The following is a 14,579-nucleotide window of genomic DNA, read 5'->3' on the forward strand; positions in this document are numbered from 1 at the left end:
CGATCGATTATTTTAAATTTATCTTTTTATAATAGGAGTCATACGCTTATGAAAATAACCCATTGTTGTGCTGCTATTTTTGCTAGCTTGTTGCTTTCAGCATGTACCCAAATTCAGCTTTTTGATACTGATAAGACATTTGATGAAAATGTTCCGGCCGATAAAAGTGCAAGAGTGAAGTTTACAACGGATAACGCCGATGTTTTTGTGTTGCCGGGAAGTGGTTGTTTAACGATTAACGATACGATCGTTAAGGCTGTGGAGTCGGGTGCGCGTATGAAGCGCGCCGATGCCAAATATTTATGGGGAACCTTTATGATCACGCCACCGCCGCAAAAAGAATTTAATCATAAATCCATTAATATGGTTAATATTCCTCTTGAAGATTATCAGAAAAAATATGGCGTTAAGTTAGCGGATCATACCTATATATCCAGGGAATACAGGCTGGAAGCTGAAAAACCTTATACTATTTTTATTAAAACTATAGGCAAGAAATATGCAATTTTAAGACAGCTTTTTGAGAATTCGGAAAATATTTATGGATTTGCCTTAACTTTTATGCCTGAATCAGGGCGCGATTATCAGGTAATAATGACAGAGCACTTAACTAATGTAAATTCAATTTATAATGAAAGTTATTATACATATTCCGGTGCTATTTTTGATATTACGGAGCCGGAAAAAGTGAGAAGGCTCAATTATCCAAAACTTTTACGTACCTATAGCTGTAGGAGTAACTGATAAGCAGTGGTTTAATATATGGGATGATCCTCATAAGTAAAGGATATTAAAATTAAAAAAGGCGGTTATCTTCTCGATTTCCGCCTTATTTTTGCCTATGCTCAAGGCTTATAGGCTTAAACCTAATTGTAGGCGCTTTTTCGCTGAGCAACTATTAGCGATTTACCTTTGCTAGGCCTCGGTATAGCGATGTTCGATAGCTTGGATTTTGTTTAAGCTTTTAGTTAATTTGTATCAAGATGGTTTTGTGCAAAATTCGCCCCTGTTTTCCTATGCTAGCTCTCTTCCCGAAGCTGTATTTCCATTCTTTAATAAAATTATATCGGGGAGTTATAACCCCAGATTAAATTTTAAACTTTTTATATTTCATTTTGATATAAGGGTATGGGTAAAATGATGTTTTTACTGTTTTTTTTGCTTGATTTTTATTGTTCATATTTCTATACTTATCGGGTTTTTTTATGAATTCCTCTAAAAAAGCAATTTTATAGCTGTTTTTATTCTTTTTTCATTGGGCAACTGCGAAAAATCTGCAGGTTGCCTTTAGTATGAAATGGAATAAATAATGCTTAAAAGGCCCGTTCAGTATGGAAAGTATGAATTTTAGGCCGTCATTTTATAGCTGGAAAGGGATAAGGTGATTTTAGCTGTTTGTTACTTTGTTATTAATTTCCGATTCAGCAGCGCATACGCAAATGGATATGATAGGGAAATCGTTTTAAAAGCAGCCAAAGGAACTATTTAAAAGGTTTATTATGAACAGAGTTTTTAAAATTATTTTCAATCATATTACACAGACATGGGTTGTAGTATCGGAACTTAGTCGTTCAAGAGGAAAGACCAAATCATCCGTCAATAAAAAAGCTTCTTTAAGTGCTGTTGCCTCTGTAGTTGTGGGGTTGGCAACGACATTAAGTGGTGATGCGGTTGCCGGTGTAGCAATTGGCTCGACTAACGGCGATGCAATAATTGGAACCGGAGCTACAAGCCTTAATAACGGTGGTAGTATTGCTATTGGGGAAGGTGCTGTAGTAGATAAAGTTGGTAGTATCGCTATTGGTGCAAATGCAGGGAAAGGCGGTCAAGATGCTATAGCTATTGGTACCAATACTACTACCTCAGGTGGAGGGAGTATTGCAATTGGGCCACATGCGTCCGCACCACAGCATGGTATTGCAATTGGCGAAAAGGCTGCAACTGCCACAGATGCGGTTTCCATTGGATATCAAGCAAATTCAACACATACTAATAGTATTGCTTTAGGTTCAAATTCTACCACAACAGCAAGCAATCAAGTTTCCATTGGCAATGACAGCACAAAACGAACAATAATTAATGTTGCAAATGCAAACTTGAGTGATACATCAACCGAGGCCGTAACAGGTCAACAGCTTTTCCAGACAAATTCCAATGTAACTGCTGTTTCTACAGCGGCATCAAAGGCTCAATCTACAGCAACTATAGCGTTAAATACTGCGAATACAGCATCAACGGCGATTTCTCAATTATCAACTTCTATGGGAAATAAAGCCGATGCGGGAAGAACTTATGGTTTTAATGTTATTGAGAATGGTACTACCACTTCAGCAAAAAAATGGACTTTGGGCAGTGATAATAATATAACTTTTAGTGCCACAGAGGATCTTACTGTTACTACCAATAAAAATGGTACTATTACTTATGGTTTGTCAGGCAGTGCGAAGGCTTCTATTACTGCAGCGAGCGCAGCAGCTAAAACCGTAACTGATAATCTTTCTAAAATTGAAACGGCTGCCGCATCAGCACAAGCTGCGGCATCTGCTGCTAGTAAATCAGCTCTATCTGCGGCAAGCTCTGCTACAGCAGCAGATAAATCTGCTAAGTCAGCGGCAAGCTCAGCAACAGCTGCAAGCAATTCAGCCCAATCAGCGGCAAGTTCTGCTACAGCAGCAGATAAATCTGCTAAGTCAGCGGCAAGTTCAGCTACAGCTGCAAGCAATTCAGCCCAATCTGCGGCAGGCTCTGCTACAGCAGCAGAGCAATCCGCTAAGTCAGCGGCAAGTTCTGCTACAGCTGCAAGCAATTCAGCTCAATCTGCGGCAGGCTCTGCTACAGCAGCAGATCAATCCGCTAAGTCAGCGGCAAGCTCAGCAACAGCTGCAAGCAATTCAGCCCAATCTGCAGCTGATTCAGCGACAGAAGCGGGTAAATCAGCTCAGTCTGCAGCAAATTCAGCAACAGAAGCGGGTACTTCCGCTCAGTCCGCAGCAAATTCCGCAACAGAGGCAAGTACTTCCGCCCAATCTGCAGCTAATTCAGCGACAGAAGCGGGTAAATCAGCTCAGTCTGCAGCGGATTCAGCTACAGCAGCGGATAAGTCAGCACAATCATCAGCAAGTTCAGCTGCAGCAGCAGATCAATCCGCTAAGTCAGCGGCAGGCTCTGCTACAGCAGCAGATCAATCCGCTAAGTCATCGGCAAGCTCAGCAACAGCTGCAAGCAATTCAGCCCAATCAGCGGCAAACTCGGCAACAGAGGCAAGTACTTCCGCCCAATCTGCAGCTAATTCAGCGACAGAAGCGGGTAAATCAGCTCAGTCTGCAGCGGATTCAGCTACAGCAGCGGATAAGTCAGCACAATCATCAGCAAGTTCAGCTGCAGCAGCAGATCAATCCGCTAAGTCAGCGGCAAACTCAGCAACAGAAGCAAGTACTTCCGCCCAATCTGCAGCAAATTCTGCAACAGAAGCAGCTACCTCTGCTCAGTCTGCAGCAAATTCCGCAACAGAGGCAAGTACTTCCGCTCAATCTGCAGCGGATTCAGCTACAGAAGCGGGTAAATCTGCCCAGTCTGCAGCAAATTCAGCAACAGAAGCAGCTACCTCTGCTCAGTCTGCAGCGGATTCAGCAACAGCAGCAGATAATTCAGCTCAGTCTGCAGCGGATTCAGCTACAGCAGCGGATAAGTCAGCACAATCATCAGCAAGTTCAGCTGCAGCAGCAGAGCAATCCGCTAAGTCAGCGGCAAGCTCAGCAACAGCTGCAAGCAATTCAGCTCAATCTGCAACGGATTCAGCTACAGCAGCGGATAAATCAGCCCAATCATCGGCAAGCTCAGCAACAGCTGCAAGCAATTCAGCCCAATCTGCAGCTGATTCAGCGACAGAAGCGGGTAAATCAGCTCAGTCCGCAGCAAATTCAGCAACAGAAGCGGGTACTTCCGCTCAGTCCGCAGCAAATTCCGCAACAGAGGCAAGTACTTCCGCCCAATCTGCAGCTAATTCAGCGACAGAAGCGGGTAAATCAGCTCAGTCTGCAGCAAATTCAGCAACAGAAGCAGGTACTTCCGCTCAGTCCGCAGCAAATTCCGCAACAGAGGCAAGTACTTCCGCTCAATCTGCAGCGGATTCAGCTACAGAAGCGGGTAAATCAGCTCAGTCCGCAGCAAATTCAGCAACAGAAGCGGGTACTTCCGCTCAGTCCGCAGCAAATTCCGCAACAGAGGCAAGTACTTCCGCTCAATCTGCAGCGGATTCAGCTACAGCAGCGGATAAGTCAGCACAATCATCAGCAAGTTCAGCTGCAGCAGCAGATCAATCCGCTAAGTCAGCGGCAAACTCAGCAACAGAAGCAAGTACAGCTGCCCAATCCGCAGCGGATTCAGCAACAGCTGCAAGCAATTCAGCTCAATCAGCGGCAGGCTCTGCAACAGCTGCAGCTAATTCAGCGCTGTCTGCAGCAAATTCCGCAACAGAGGCAAGTACTTCCGCCCAATCTGCAGCGGATTCAGCTGCAGCAGCGGATAAGTCAGCACAATCATCAGCAAGTTCAGCTGAAGCAGCAGATCAATCCGCTAAGTCAGCGGCAAACTCAGCAACAGAAGCAAGTACAGCTGCCCAATCCGCAGCGGATTCAGCAACAGCAGCGGATAAATCAGCCCAATCATCGGCAAGCTCAGCAACAGCTGCAAGCAATTCAGCCCAATCATCGGCAAGCTCAGCAACAGCTGCAAGCAATTCAGCCCAATCTGCAGCTGATTCAGCGACAGAAGCGGGTAAATCAGCTCAGTCTGCAGCGGATTCAGCTACGGCAGCGGATAAATCTGCCCAATCCGCAGCGGATTCAGCAACAGCAGCAGATAATTCAGCTCAATCGGCAGCAGGCTCAGCTACGGCTGCTGAACAATCAGCTAATTCGGCTGCAAACTCGGCAACAGCTGCAGCAAATTCCGCAACAGAGGCAAGTACTTCCGCTCAATCTGCAGCGGATTCAGCTACAGCAGCGGATAAATCAGCACAATCATCAGCAAGTTCAGCTGCAGCAGCAGATCAATCCGCTAAGTCAGCGGCAAACTCAGCAACAGAAGCAAGTACAGCTGCCCAATCCGCAGCGGATTCAGCAACAGCTGCAAGCAATTCAGCTCAATCAGCGGCAAACTCTGCTACAGCAGCGGATCAATCAGCTCAATCAGCGGCAAGCTCTGCAACTGCAGCGGATCAATCAGCACAATCATCGGCAAGCTCAGCAACAGCAGCAGATAATTCAGCTCAATCTGCAGCGGATTCAGCTACGGCAGCGGATAAGTCAGCACAATCATCGGCAAGCTCTGCTACAGCAGCAGATAAATCTGCTAAGTCAGCGGCAAGCTCAGCAACAGCTGCAAGCAATTCAGCCCAATCAGCGGCAAGCTCTGCAACTGCAGCGGATCAATCAGCTCAATCATCGGCAAGCTCAGCAACAGCTGCAAGCAATTCAGCCCAATCAGCGGCAAGCTCTGCAACTGCAGCGGATCAATCAGCACAATCATCGGCAAACTCTGCAACTGCAGCGGATCAATCAGCTCAATCAGCGGCAAGCTCTGCAACTGCAGCGGATCAATCAGCCCAATCATCGGCAAGCTCAGCAACTGCAGCGGATCAATCAGCTCAATCATCGGCAAGCTCAGCAACTGCAGCGGATCAATCAGCTCAATCATCGGCAAGCTCAGCAACTGCAGCGGATAAATCAGCCCAATCATCGGCAAGCTCTGCAACTGCAGCGGATCAATCAGCTCAATCAGCGGCAAGCTCAGCAACTGCAGCGGATCAATCAGCACAATCATCGGCAAGCTCTGCAACTGCAGCGGATCAATCAGCTCAATCATCGGCAAGCTCAGCAACCGCCGCAAACTCTTCAGCAACAGCAGCCGATAGCTCAGCAACAGCCGCAGATAGCTCAGCAACAGCCGCAGATAGCTCAGCAACAGCCGCAGATAGTTCAGCAACAGCCGCAGATAGTTCAGCAACCGCTGCAAACTCTTCAGCGACTGCAGCAGATAGTTCGGCAACAGCAGCAGATAGTTCGGCAACCGCCGCAAACTCTTCAGCAACTGCAGCAGATAGTTCAGCAACCGCTGCAAACTCTTCAGCAACTGCAGCAAATAGCTCAGCAACTGCAGCAGATAGTTCAGCAACCGCTGCAAATTCATCAGCAACCGCAGCAGATAGTTCGGCAACTGCAGCAGATAGCTCAGCAACCGCTGCGAATTCATCAGCAACTGCAGCAGATAGCTCAGCAACAGCAGCAGATAGTTCAGCAACCGCTGCAAACTCTTCAGCAACTGCAGCAAATAGCTCAGCGACTGCAGCAGATAGTTCAGCAACCGCTGCAAATTCATCAGCAACTGCAGCAGATAGTTCAGCAACCGCTGCAAATTCATCAGCAACTGCAGCAGATAGCTCAGCAACAGCAGCAAATAGCTCAGCAACTGCAGCAGATAGTTCGGCAACTGCAGCAGATAGCTCAGCGACTGCTGCCGATAGCTCAGCAACAGCAGCAGATAGCTCGGCAACAGCCGCAGATAGCTCAGCAACTGCAGCAAATAGCTCAGCAACTGCAGCCGATAGCTCAGCAACAGCAGCCGATAGCTCAGCAACAGCAGCAGATAGTTCAGCGACTGCAGCAGATAGTTCAGCAACTGCAGCAGATAGCTCAGCAACCGCTGCGAATTCATCAGCAACAGCAGCAGATAGCTCAGCAACAGCTGCAGATAGTTCAGCAACTGCAGCAGATAGTTCGGCAACCGCCGCAAACTCTTCAGCGACTGCAGCAGATAGTTCGGCAACCGCCGCAAACTCTTCAGCAACAGCTGCCGATAGCTCAGCGACTGCAGCAGATAGTTCAGCGACAGCGGCAAATTCATCAGCAACTGCAGCAGATAGCTCGGCAACAGCCGCAGATAGCTCAGCAACCGCAGCAGATAGTTCGGCCCAGTCTGCAGAAAGTGCAGCTAGTGCGGCAGATGATTCCGCAACAAAAGCAGAAACAGCGGCGGATAGTGCAAGTTCAACATTACAAAAAATTGAAGATGCAGGTTTGATCAGTGAAGACGGTAAAACCTCTTTCAGTGCAAATAATGATGGAAATGCAGATAGTGCTAAAGCAACGGGTAAAAACTCAACCGCTTTAGGTTATGGCTCCGAAGCGAGTGAGGAAAATACAACGGCAATTGGCAGCAATGCAAAAGCAACGGCGAAAGATGCGACAGCCCTAGGACAAAATGCCCAAGCAAAAGCGGATAATTCTGTTGCATTAGGTACTAATTCTGTTGCAGATGCACCAAATACCGTTTCTGTCGGCAGCGAGGGTAATGAACGTCGTATTACTAATGTAGCTCGGGGGATTAACGGGACGGATGCGGTTAATGTTAATCAGCTTAATGAGGTTAAGGCTCAGACCGAATCTGTGCGTAGAGATTTGAGAAGAACCGATAAAAAACTTCGTGCAGGTATTGCCGGCGTTACTGCAATGGCTAATATCCCGCAAGTAACGCAGCCTGGGGCGAATACAGTAGGTGTCGGCGTAGGAAACTTTAAAGGCGAGAATGCCGTTGCGGTCGGTTACTCTAAGTTATCGGATAATAATAAAATTATTTTCAAAGTTAGCGGTGCGGCTTCAACCCGTGGTGATTTGAACGTGGGGGCCGGTATTGGTTATCAATGGAAATAATGATTAATTAATCTTTATCAAAATCACTCAGGTATGTATCATCTGAGTGATTTTTTTATATTGTTAGTGAGAAATTTATGCGTAAATATAAAGTAGGAATCACTTTTAATTTAGAACCAAAGATCACGGATATTTGGTCTAACGGAGCAAATCAAAATATTATTCATCTTTTTACCTTATTCGAACATTCCAACTTGGTTGAAGATGTTGTTTTGGTATCCTGGGGGCCGGAAAAACGTACGACCCCGCCGGAAGGCTTTATGCTAGATAATCTGGGATTAAAGTTTGCCTATATTGATGATGTGATTGATGAATTGGATGTATTGATTGAAGGAACTTTAACCATTGAACCCCATCAGAAAGAGCGCATGCATGCCCATAACGGAAAAGTTGTCTGCTACAAAATAGGCAATGATTTTATTATGGATATGGAATATTTTATTTTTGAAAAGCCGGCAGGGCGTACATTTAACGGGGTAACTTTTGATGCGATATGGATGATTCCCCAACATGAAAATACCTGCCGTTCTTATTTTTCTATTATGTATTGCTGCGAATCCCGTGTTGTTCCCGCAATATGGTCGCCGCTATTTTGTGATAAAGTGATTAAGCGATTAAAAGAACAGCATAATTTAGAGTTTGGCTATCGCCCCGAAAGGCGTGAAAAAGGTAAACGGATTGCGAGTTTTGAACCCAATATTAATGTGGTCAAAACCAGTTTTATTCCGATTTTGATTGTTGAACAGGCTTATCGTACGGAGCCGGAAAAGATAAAGCATTATTATGCCTGCAATACCTATGATAAAAAAGATAATCCGACCTTTTTTAATTTTATCGGTCGAACCCAGATTGTAAAAGATAATGTGATGACGGTGGAAGACCGTTATCAGATGCCGGATTTTCTGACCCGTTATGTGGATGTGGTGCTTAGTCATCAATGGGAAAACGGTTTGAATTATGCCTATAATGATGCTTTATACGGCGGTTATCCCTTTATTCATAATTCAAAATTATTACCGAAAGGGATCGGCTATTATTATGATCAGTTTGATGCTTTTGAAGGCGCTAAAGTTTTACTGGAAGTGATTGAGCATCATGATAGAAATCATGCGGACTATGTTAAACGAGCGAATGAATATCTCGACTCGTTGTTACCGGATAATCCGGTAAATATTTACCATTATGAAAAAGAGTTAAAGCGCCTGTTTGAATAGCTATTTTTTTCTTCTTACTTGTCTAATTTTATCTTTGGGACGGAATCCGGAGATTATTTGTTTCTCCGGATTTGCTCAGATATTCATTTGCTGAAACAGATTGAGCTTATCCGGTACTAAATAAACCAGATCCTTTACCTGATACTTCTGTTGCAGATAATCATTTTTAGTCAGAATCACTTCAATGGGCTGTTCGCTTTGTCGGCTTTCAATTTCAATCCGTACAATAAAACCTATGGCGTTAATATGAACGATTCGTCCTGAAGCCAGAGCGTTTTCCGCAGAGCGGGAGAGAGTAAGTTCGTAAGGGCGGATATAAGCGGTGGCCGATTGATTATCGATCGCCTGAGTTTGGTTCGTATTATTAAAGCGGTGTGCAAATTCTCCCACCACCAGATTTCCCTGATCAATATGCCCGTGAAATACATTAACATCACCCACAAATTGTGTTACGAAGGGGGTTTGCGGTGAATGATAGATACGCTCCGGCTGATCGCTCTGTTCTATACTGCCGCGGTTCATAACCACAATGCGATCGGAAACGTCCAGCGCTTCCTCCTGATCATGGGTTACAAACACCGAAGTAACCTTGAGTTCAAGGTGTAAATCTCGCAGCCAGCGGCGCAGGGTCTTACGTACCTGTGCATCTAGCGCACCGAAAGGCTCGTCCAGCAAGAGTACCTGAGGTTCTACCGCCAGGGAACGAGCCAGAGCAACACGCTGGCGTTGACCGCCGGAAAGCTGATTAGGATAAGCGGCGGCGAGATGGCTCAGCTCAACCAATGCTAAAAGAGCGGTTACTTTTTGGCGGATTTTTTCTTTTTCGGGACGCAGCCGGCGCGGTTTAACCTGTAGACCGAAAGCAATATTATCAAATACATTCATATTCGGAAATAAGGCATAGTGCTGAAATACAAAGCCTACATTACGCTGTGCGGCGGAAAGTGCGGTAACTTTTTTATCGCCGAAATAAATATTGCCGCTGTCGGCAAATTCCAGTCCGGCGATGGTGCGCAATAAGGTGGTTTTTCCGCATCCGCTCGGGCCGAGTAGCGCGGTCAGCTGATTCTGGCCAAAGGTCAGATTGATATTCTTTAGGGCGTGGAAGCCGGCAAAATATTTTTCCAGGTTTTCAATACGAATGGACATAGAGGTTTCCTTTTATTTCGGCTTTATAAGGGGCGGGTAACGGAGGGCGCGTTATCCGTATGGCTAGGGGGTTCTCCATGCCGGCGTTTTATCAGATGTTGCAGTAGCAGGGTAAAAATTGCCAGTAACGCCAACAGTGCGGAGCAGGCAAAAGCGGCGACAAATTGGTATTCGTTATAGCTGATCTCCACATACAGCGGAATCGTATTGGTCAGCCCGCGAATATGCCCGGAAACAACACTGACGGCGCCGAATTCTCCCATGGCACGGGCATTACTCAGAATGACGCCGTAAATCAGCGCCCATTTTATTTTCGGTAGGGTTATACGGAAGAACAGGGTAAAAGTGGAAGCACCCAGAATTAATGCCGCTTGCTCTTCGCTGTTACCTTGCGCCGTCATCGTCGGGATTAAGGATTTTGCAATCAACGGAAAAGTAACGAACAGGGTAACCATAACGATGCTAGGTAAAGCGAACATCACCCGAATCTGATGTTCATACAACCAGCCGCCGAATAACCCCTCCAGACCGAATAACAGCAGAAACATCAGGCCGACGACCACGGGAGAAATGGCGAAAGGTAAATCCAACAGAGCGGTCAGCAGCGCTTTTCCTTTGAAATTGTAGTAAGCGATGGTCCATGCCATCACAATGCCGACAAAGATATTAATCGGCAGGCTGATTAGGGCTACTTTTATTGTCAGCCAAAGGGCGGCTAATGCTTCTTCATTGCTGATGGCTCGCACAAAGACGGTGATTCCCTGTTCAAGTGCATAATAAAAAACCGTGAGCAGCGGCGCCAGTAAAATCAGGGCAAAGAAGCTTAAGCCGATAATAAGCAAAAGCCATTTTTGCCAGTTTAAGGATTGAGATAACCGGGAGCGCATGGAAACCTCAACTTACTTGGATAAAACGCTTGCTGAATGCCCATTGCAAACGGTTGATCAGCAAAATAATCAGAAAGGAAATCAGTAGCATTAGCAGTGCCACTACGGAGGCGCCGCGAACATCATACAGATCCAGTTTAGACATAATGATCAGCGGAGCGATTTCCGAAACCAAGGGAACATTACCGGCAATAAAAATAACCGAGCCATATTCGCCGAGGGAACGGGCAAACCCCATACCCGCACCGCTAATCAATGCCGGCAGCAATGCCGGAACTAGAATACGGCGCAAACGGGTGAGTTTTGATGCGCCCAGAATGGCGGCGGCTTCTTCATAGGAAGGATCAAGTGTCGCCAATACGGGCTGAACGGCTCGTACCACAAAGGGGAGGCTGACAAAAATCAGGGCAAGGGCAATACCGCTGGGAGTATAGGCGATTTGAACCCCGATGCGGGCAAGCAGGCCGCCGAATAATCCATTAGCGGAGTACAGCGAAGCCAGTGCAATACCCGCCACTGCGGTAGGCAGTGCAAAAGGCAGGTCGATCAGCGCATCTACCAATTTTTTACCGAAAAAATCATAACGTACCAGTATCCATGCCAATACAAAACCGAATAGCAGATTTACGCCCATGGCAATAAAAGCCATTTTAAACGACAGCAGAATAGAGGCGACAACCTGGGGGCTGCTGATAATCTGCATAATTTCGCCGGCTTCAAGTTGCAATGCGGTCAGAATCAGCAAGATCAACGGTAGCACCAGCATAGAACCAAGCCAGAGCAGGGTAAGGGTCAGGCCGCGCCGGAAGCCCGGAAGAAGATAATTCATTCACTCTCCTTTATGCTCTTAGATAGGGATTCCCTTAACTGCGGGGCAGGAAGGGCAACAATTGAAAACTGTTAAAAAAATAACCGCACTTTTTCTCCGGCGCAAAGAACATAAAATTATTTCTTATAACTTTTGTGCATATTTTGATTATTAAAACAAAGAATATTATCTGTTTTGGTTATAAGAAATTCAAAATCGTTATTTTATCCCCCAAATTTTTTACTTTATAACTAATTGTCATCACTTAAACGTCAAGTATCCGAGTTGTCATTAGAGGGGGACAGAATGAAAAAATTTGTATGTATATCCGCTTTCTGTCTGCTCTTGCTTCTCGTTCCGTTCGCTGTGAAAAACATCGGTAATAAGGAACGCCCCCTCTTGTTAAACGTATCCTACGATGTGATTCGGGATTTTTATAAAGCCTATAATCCCCAGTTTCGTCGCTTTTATCAGCACCAATACGGACAGGATTTTACGATTTCCCAATCCCATGGCGGAGCAGCTAAACAAACAATAAGCGTTGCCAACGGATTACCGGCGGATGTGGTTAGCCTGACTCAGGAAAGCGATATTGATATGTTGGTAAAAAAAGGCTTGGTGAATCCTCAATGGCAAGAAGCCTTACCTAATCATGCCACGCCTTTTGGTTCCGTTATGGTTTTTCTGGTACGCAAAGGTAACCCTAAAGGGATCCGAGATTGGGCGGATCTGGCCGCAAGGGAAATATCGGTTATCTTCGCCAATCCGAAAACCTCCGCTAACGGACGTTTTGCTTATTTATCGCTGTGGGCTTATGCGCAAAAAAACTTTTCCGGAGCAAAACAGCAAACAAGCTTTGTTCGCGAGGTGTTGTCCAATGTGCCTTTATTGGAGGCGGGGGCACGTAGTGCCAGCCTCGCTTTTACTCGGCGCGGACTGGGCGATGTACTGATTACGCCGGAAAACGAAGCGGCACTTGCCATGCGCTCATCAGGCGAAGATAAGTTCGAGATTATCTATCCCAGTTACAGCGCTTACACGCCGGTATTGGTGGCGGAAGTGGAAAAAAACAGCGCATATGGCAATGTTCGCACTTTGGCGCGAGCCTATTTACTCAATCTTTGGTCGGAACAGGCACAAAAATTGGCGGCGGAACATTATTTCCGCCCGAGTAATCCGCAGATTCTGGCCGCTTATGCCGAGCGTTTCCCTGCGGTGAACAGTTTTAAAGTTAATGATGTATTTGGCGATTGGGACAGTATTAACCGCATTCATTTCACCGCTCAGGGATCCTTTGATCAACTTTATACGGCTGTGCAGAAGGCAAAACAGCTTGCGCCGACAGCTAAGGAGAAACCATGAATTATTTGCCTGTTTTTGCCGATTTAAAAGGGCGCCCGGTGCTTGTGGTCGGCGGCGGCAGCGTTGCGGCGCGTAAAATCGCCCTGCTGCTTAAAGCCGGGGCGCAAGTGCGGGTTACGGCGCAAATGCTGAATTCCACCTTGGAACAACTTTATCAGCGCGCGAATATCAGCTGGATTGCACGCGAGTTTAATTCCTCCCAGTTGGAAAGCGTTTTTCTGGTGATTGCGGCAACCGATGACGAACAGCTTAATCAACGGGTGTTTCAGGCGGCGGAACGCCGACATAAGTTGGTGAATGTTGTGGATGATCAAGCGCACTGTAGCTTTATTTTTCCTTCAATTATTGATCGCCATCCGTTGCAAATCGCCATATCCAGCGGCGGTACGGCACCGGTGCTGGCTCGACTGCTGCGTGAAAAGCTGGAAGCTTTACTGCCTCAGCATTTAGGTGCTATGGCGCAACTTTCGGGGCAATGGCGGAATCAGGTGAAAGAAAGGTTGAAAACGGTAACGGAGCGCCGCCGCTTCTGGGAGGGGATTTTTAACGGGCCTGTAGCTCGTTTGGTCAAAAATCGGCGGTTAGAAGAGGCGGAGCGGGAATTGAGCCGTCAGTTGCAGCGGGATTATCGCGGCGGCTCGGTTGCACTGGTGGGCGCCGGCCCCGGCGATGCCGGTTTATTGACCCTAAAGGGTTTGCAGGAACTTCAGCAGGCGGACGTCGTGCTTTATGACGCATTGGTATCCGAACAGGTGCTGGAGCTTATCCGACGTGATGCGGAAAGAATTTTTGTGGGTAAACGGGCGGGCGGCGAACAAATGGCCCAGCAGGAAATCAACCGATTATTGGTACGCTTCGCCACTCGGGGCAAACGGGTAGTGCGTCTAAAGGGAGGCGATCCCTTTGTTTTCGGGAGAGGGGGCGAAGAGCTGGAAATACTGGCGCAGCATCATATCCCTTTTAGCCTGGTACCGGGGATTACCGCTGCCATAGGTGCCAGCGCTTATGCCGGTATACCCCTTACCCATCGCGATTATGCCCAAAGCGTTTTGTTTGTAAGCGGCCAGCTCAAGGCGGATTCTGCGCCCATCGAATGGCAGACGCTGGCTCGCTCCCGCCAGACCCTGGTGATCTATATGGGAACGCTGAAAGCGGCGGATATATCTGCCAATTTGCAAAGCCACGGACGTGCGCCGGATACGCCGGTTGCGGTTATTTCGCAGGCTACCCGAGCCGCCCAGCGAACCAGAGTCGGAACCTTGTTAAATTTATCCGAACTGGCGTCGGAAGCTGAAACACCGGCATTAATAGTGATCGGCGAAGTGGTGGCGTTACAAGAAAAACTAGCCTGGTTCGGCGAACAAAAACTCTATCAAAAACAACCGCACTTTACATTGGACAGTCTGAACCCTCATTGGGATCAGGTCGCTTAAATTTCGTTATTAAAGGA

The 14,579-nt window shown here is 46.8% G+C and carries 9 protein-coding genes and 1 pseudogene; 7 read left to right on the forward strand and 3 right to left on the reverse strand.

All coding sequences use genetic code 11. The annotated features are described in order from the left end of the window. The first annotated feature begins 48 nt into the window (after positions 1 to 48). The 5 genes and pseudogenes from EDC45_RS03750 (at position 49) to EDC45_RS03770 (ending at position 8,923) form a co-directional block, all read left to right on the forward strand. Positions 49 to 744 (forward strand): hypothetical protein, encoded by a 696-nt coding sequence (locus tag EDC45_RS03750; RefSeq protein ID WP_133543597.1) that lies wholly within the window; start codon positions 49 to 51, stop codon positions 742 to 744. A 755-nt stretch (positions 745 to 1,499) separates the two neighbouring features. Continuing rightward, positions 1,500 to 1,619 (forward strand): annotated as a pseudogene (locus tag EDC45_RS10465) (ESPR domain-containing protein); the annotation flags it as partial. Between the two features lie 886 nt (positions 1,620 to 2,505). Continuing rightward, positions 2,506 to 7,080: a coiled-coil domain-containing protein gene (locus tag EDC45_RS03760; protein ID WP_133543599.1), complete on the forward strand. Its 4,575-nt coding sequence runs from the start codon at positions 2,506 to 2,508 to the stop codon at positions 7,078 to 7,080. After that, positions 7,077 to 7,709 (forward strand): YadA family autotransporter adhesin, encoded by a 633-nt coding sequence (locus EDC45_RS03765; protein WP_166635098.1) that lies wholly within the window; start codon positions 7,077 to 7,079, stop codon positions 7,707 to 7,709. The genes EDC45_RS03760 and EDC45_RS03765 overlap by 4 nt, the downstream gene beginning before the upstream one ends. Positions 7,710 to 7,786: 77 nt before the next feature. Further along, complete coding sequence (locus EDC45_RS03770) at positions 7,787 to 8,923, forward strand: DUF2827 family protein (RefSeq protein ID WP_133543601.1); 1,137 nt, start codon at positions 7,787 to 7,789, stop codon at positions 8,921 to 8,923. A gap of 75 nt (positions 8,924 to 8,998) precedes the next feature. Here the strand turns inward: EDC45_RS03770 and EDC45_RS03775 are convergent, their stop codons facing one another. The 3 genes from EDC45_RS03775 to cysT are packed head-to-tail and all read right to left on the reverse strand — an operon-like array spanning position 8,999 to position 11,788. Beyond that, positions 8,999 to 10,072, reverse strand: a complete 1,074-nt coding sequence (locus tag EDC45_RS03775) for a sulfate/molybdate ABC transporter ATP-binding protein (protein WP_133543603.1) — start codon at positions 10,070 to 10,072, stop codon at positions 8,999 to 9,001. A gap of 23 nt (positions 10,073 to 10,095) precedes the next feature. Beyond that, complete coding sequence (gene cysW, locus EDC45_RS03780) at positions 10,096 to 10,959, reverse strand: sulfate ABC transporter permease subunit CysW (RefSeq protein WP_133543605.1); 864 nt, start codon at positions 10,957 to 10,959, stop codon at positions 10,096 to 10,098. Between the two features lie 7 nt (positions 10,960 to 10,966). Further along, positions 10,967 to 11,788 carry a sulfate ABC transporter permease subunit CysT gene (gene cysT / locus EDC45_RS03785; protein WP_133543607.1) on the reverse strand — a complete coding sequence of 274 codons (822 nt, stop codon included), beginning with the start codon at positions 11,786 to 11,788 and terminating at the stop codon, positions 10,967 to 10,969. A 285-nt stretch (positions 11,789 to 12,073) separates the two neighbouring features. Between cysT and EDC45_RS03790 the strand changes: the two genes are divergently transcribed. Further along, positions 12,074 to 13,129, forward strand: coding sequence for a sulfate ABC transporter substrate-binding protein (locus tag EDC45_RS03790; RefSeq protein ID WP_133543609.1), 1,056 nt, complete (start codon positions 12,074 to 12,076; stop codon positions 13,127 to 13,129). Further along, entirely contained in the window at positions 13,126 to 14,562 is a 1,437-nt protein-coding gene (cysG, locus tag EDC45_RS03795; RefSeq protein WP_133543611.1) for a siroheme synthase CysG, read from the forward strand. Before EDC45_RS03790 ends, cysG begins: the two co-directional genes overlap by 4 nt. The last annotated feature ends 17 nt before the right edge of the window (positions 14,563 to 14,579 follow it).

Source organism: Mesocricetibacter intestinalis (genome assembly GCF_004363295.1).
In the GTDB taxonomy this organism is placed as follows: domain Bacteria; phylum Pseudomonadota; class Gammaproteobacteria; order Enterobacterales; family Pasteurellaceae; genus Mesocricetibacter; species Mesocricetibacter intestinalis.

Excerpts from the sequence above, each read along its gene's own strand:
- EDC45_RS03750 (WP_133543597.1), top strand. The coding sequence starts at position 49 with ATGAAAATAACCCATTGTTGTGCTGCTATTTTTGCTAGCTTGTTGCTT.
- EDC45_RS03790 (WP_133543609.1), top strand. The coding sequence starts at position 12,074 with ATGAAAAAATTTGTATGTATATCCGCTTTCTGTCTGCTCTTGCTTCTC.
- cysT (WP_133543607.1), bottom strand. The coding sequence starts at position 11,788 with ATGAATTATCTTCTTCCGGGCTTCCGGCGCGGCCTGACCCTTACCCTG.
- cysG (WP_133543611.1), top strand. The coding sequence starts at position 13,126 with ATGAATTATTTGCCTGTTTTTGCCGATTTAAAAGGGCGCCCGGTGCTT.
- EDC45_RS03770 (WP_133543601.1), top strand. The coding sequence starts at position 7,787 with ATGCGTAAATATAAAGTAGGAATCACTTTTAATTTAGAACCAAAGATC.
- EDC45_RS03775 (WP_133543603.1), bottom strand. The coding sequence starts at position 10,072 with ATGTCCATTCGTATTGAAAACCTGGAAAAATATTTTGCCGGCTTCCAC.
- cysW (WP_133543605.1), bottom strand. The coding sequence starts at position 10,959 with ATGCGCTCCCGGTTATCTCAATCCTTAAACTGGCAAAAATGGCTTTTG.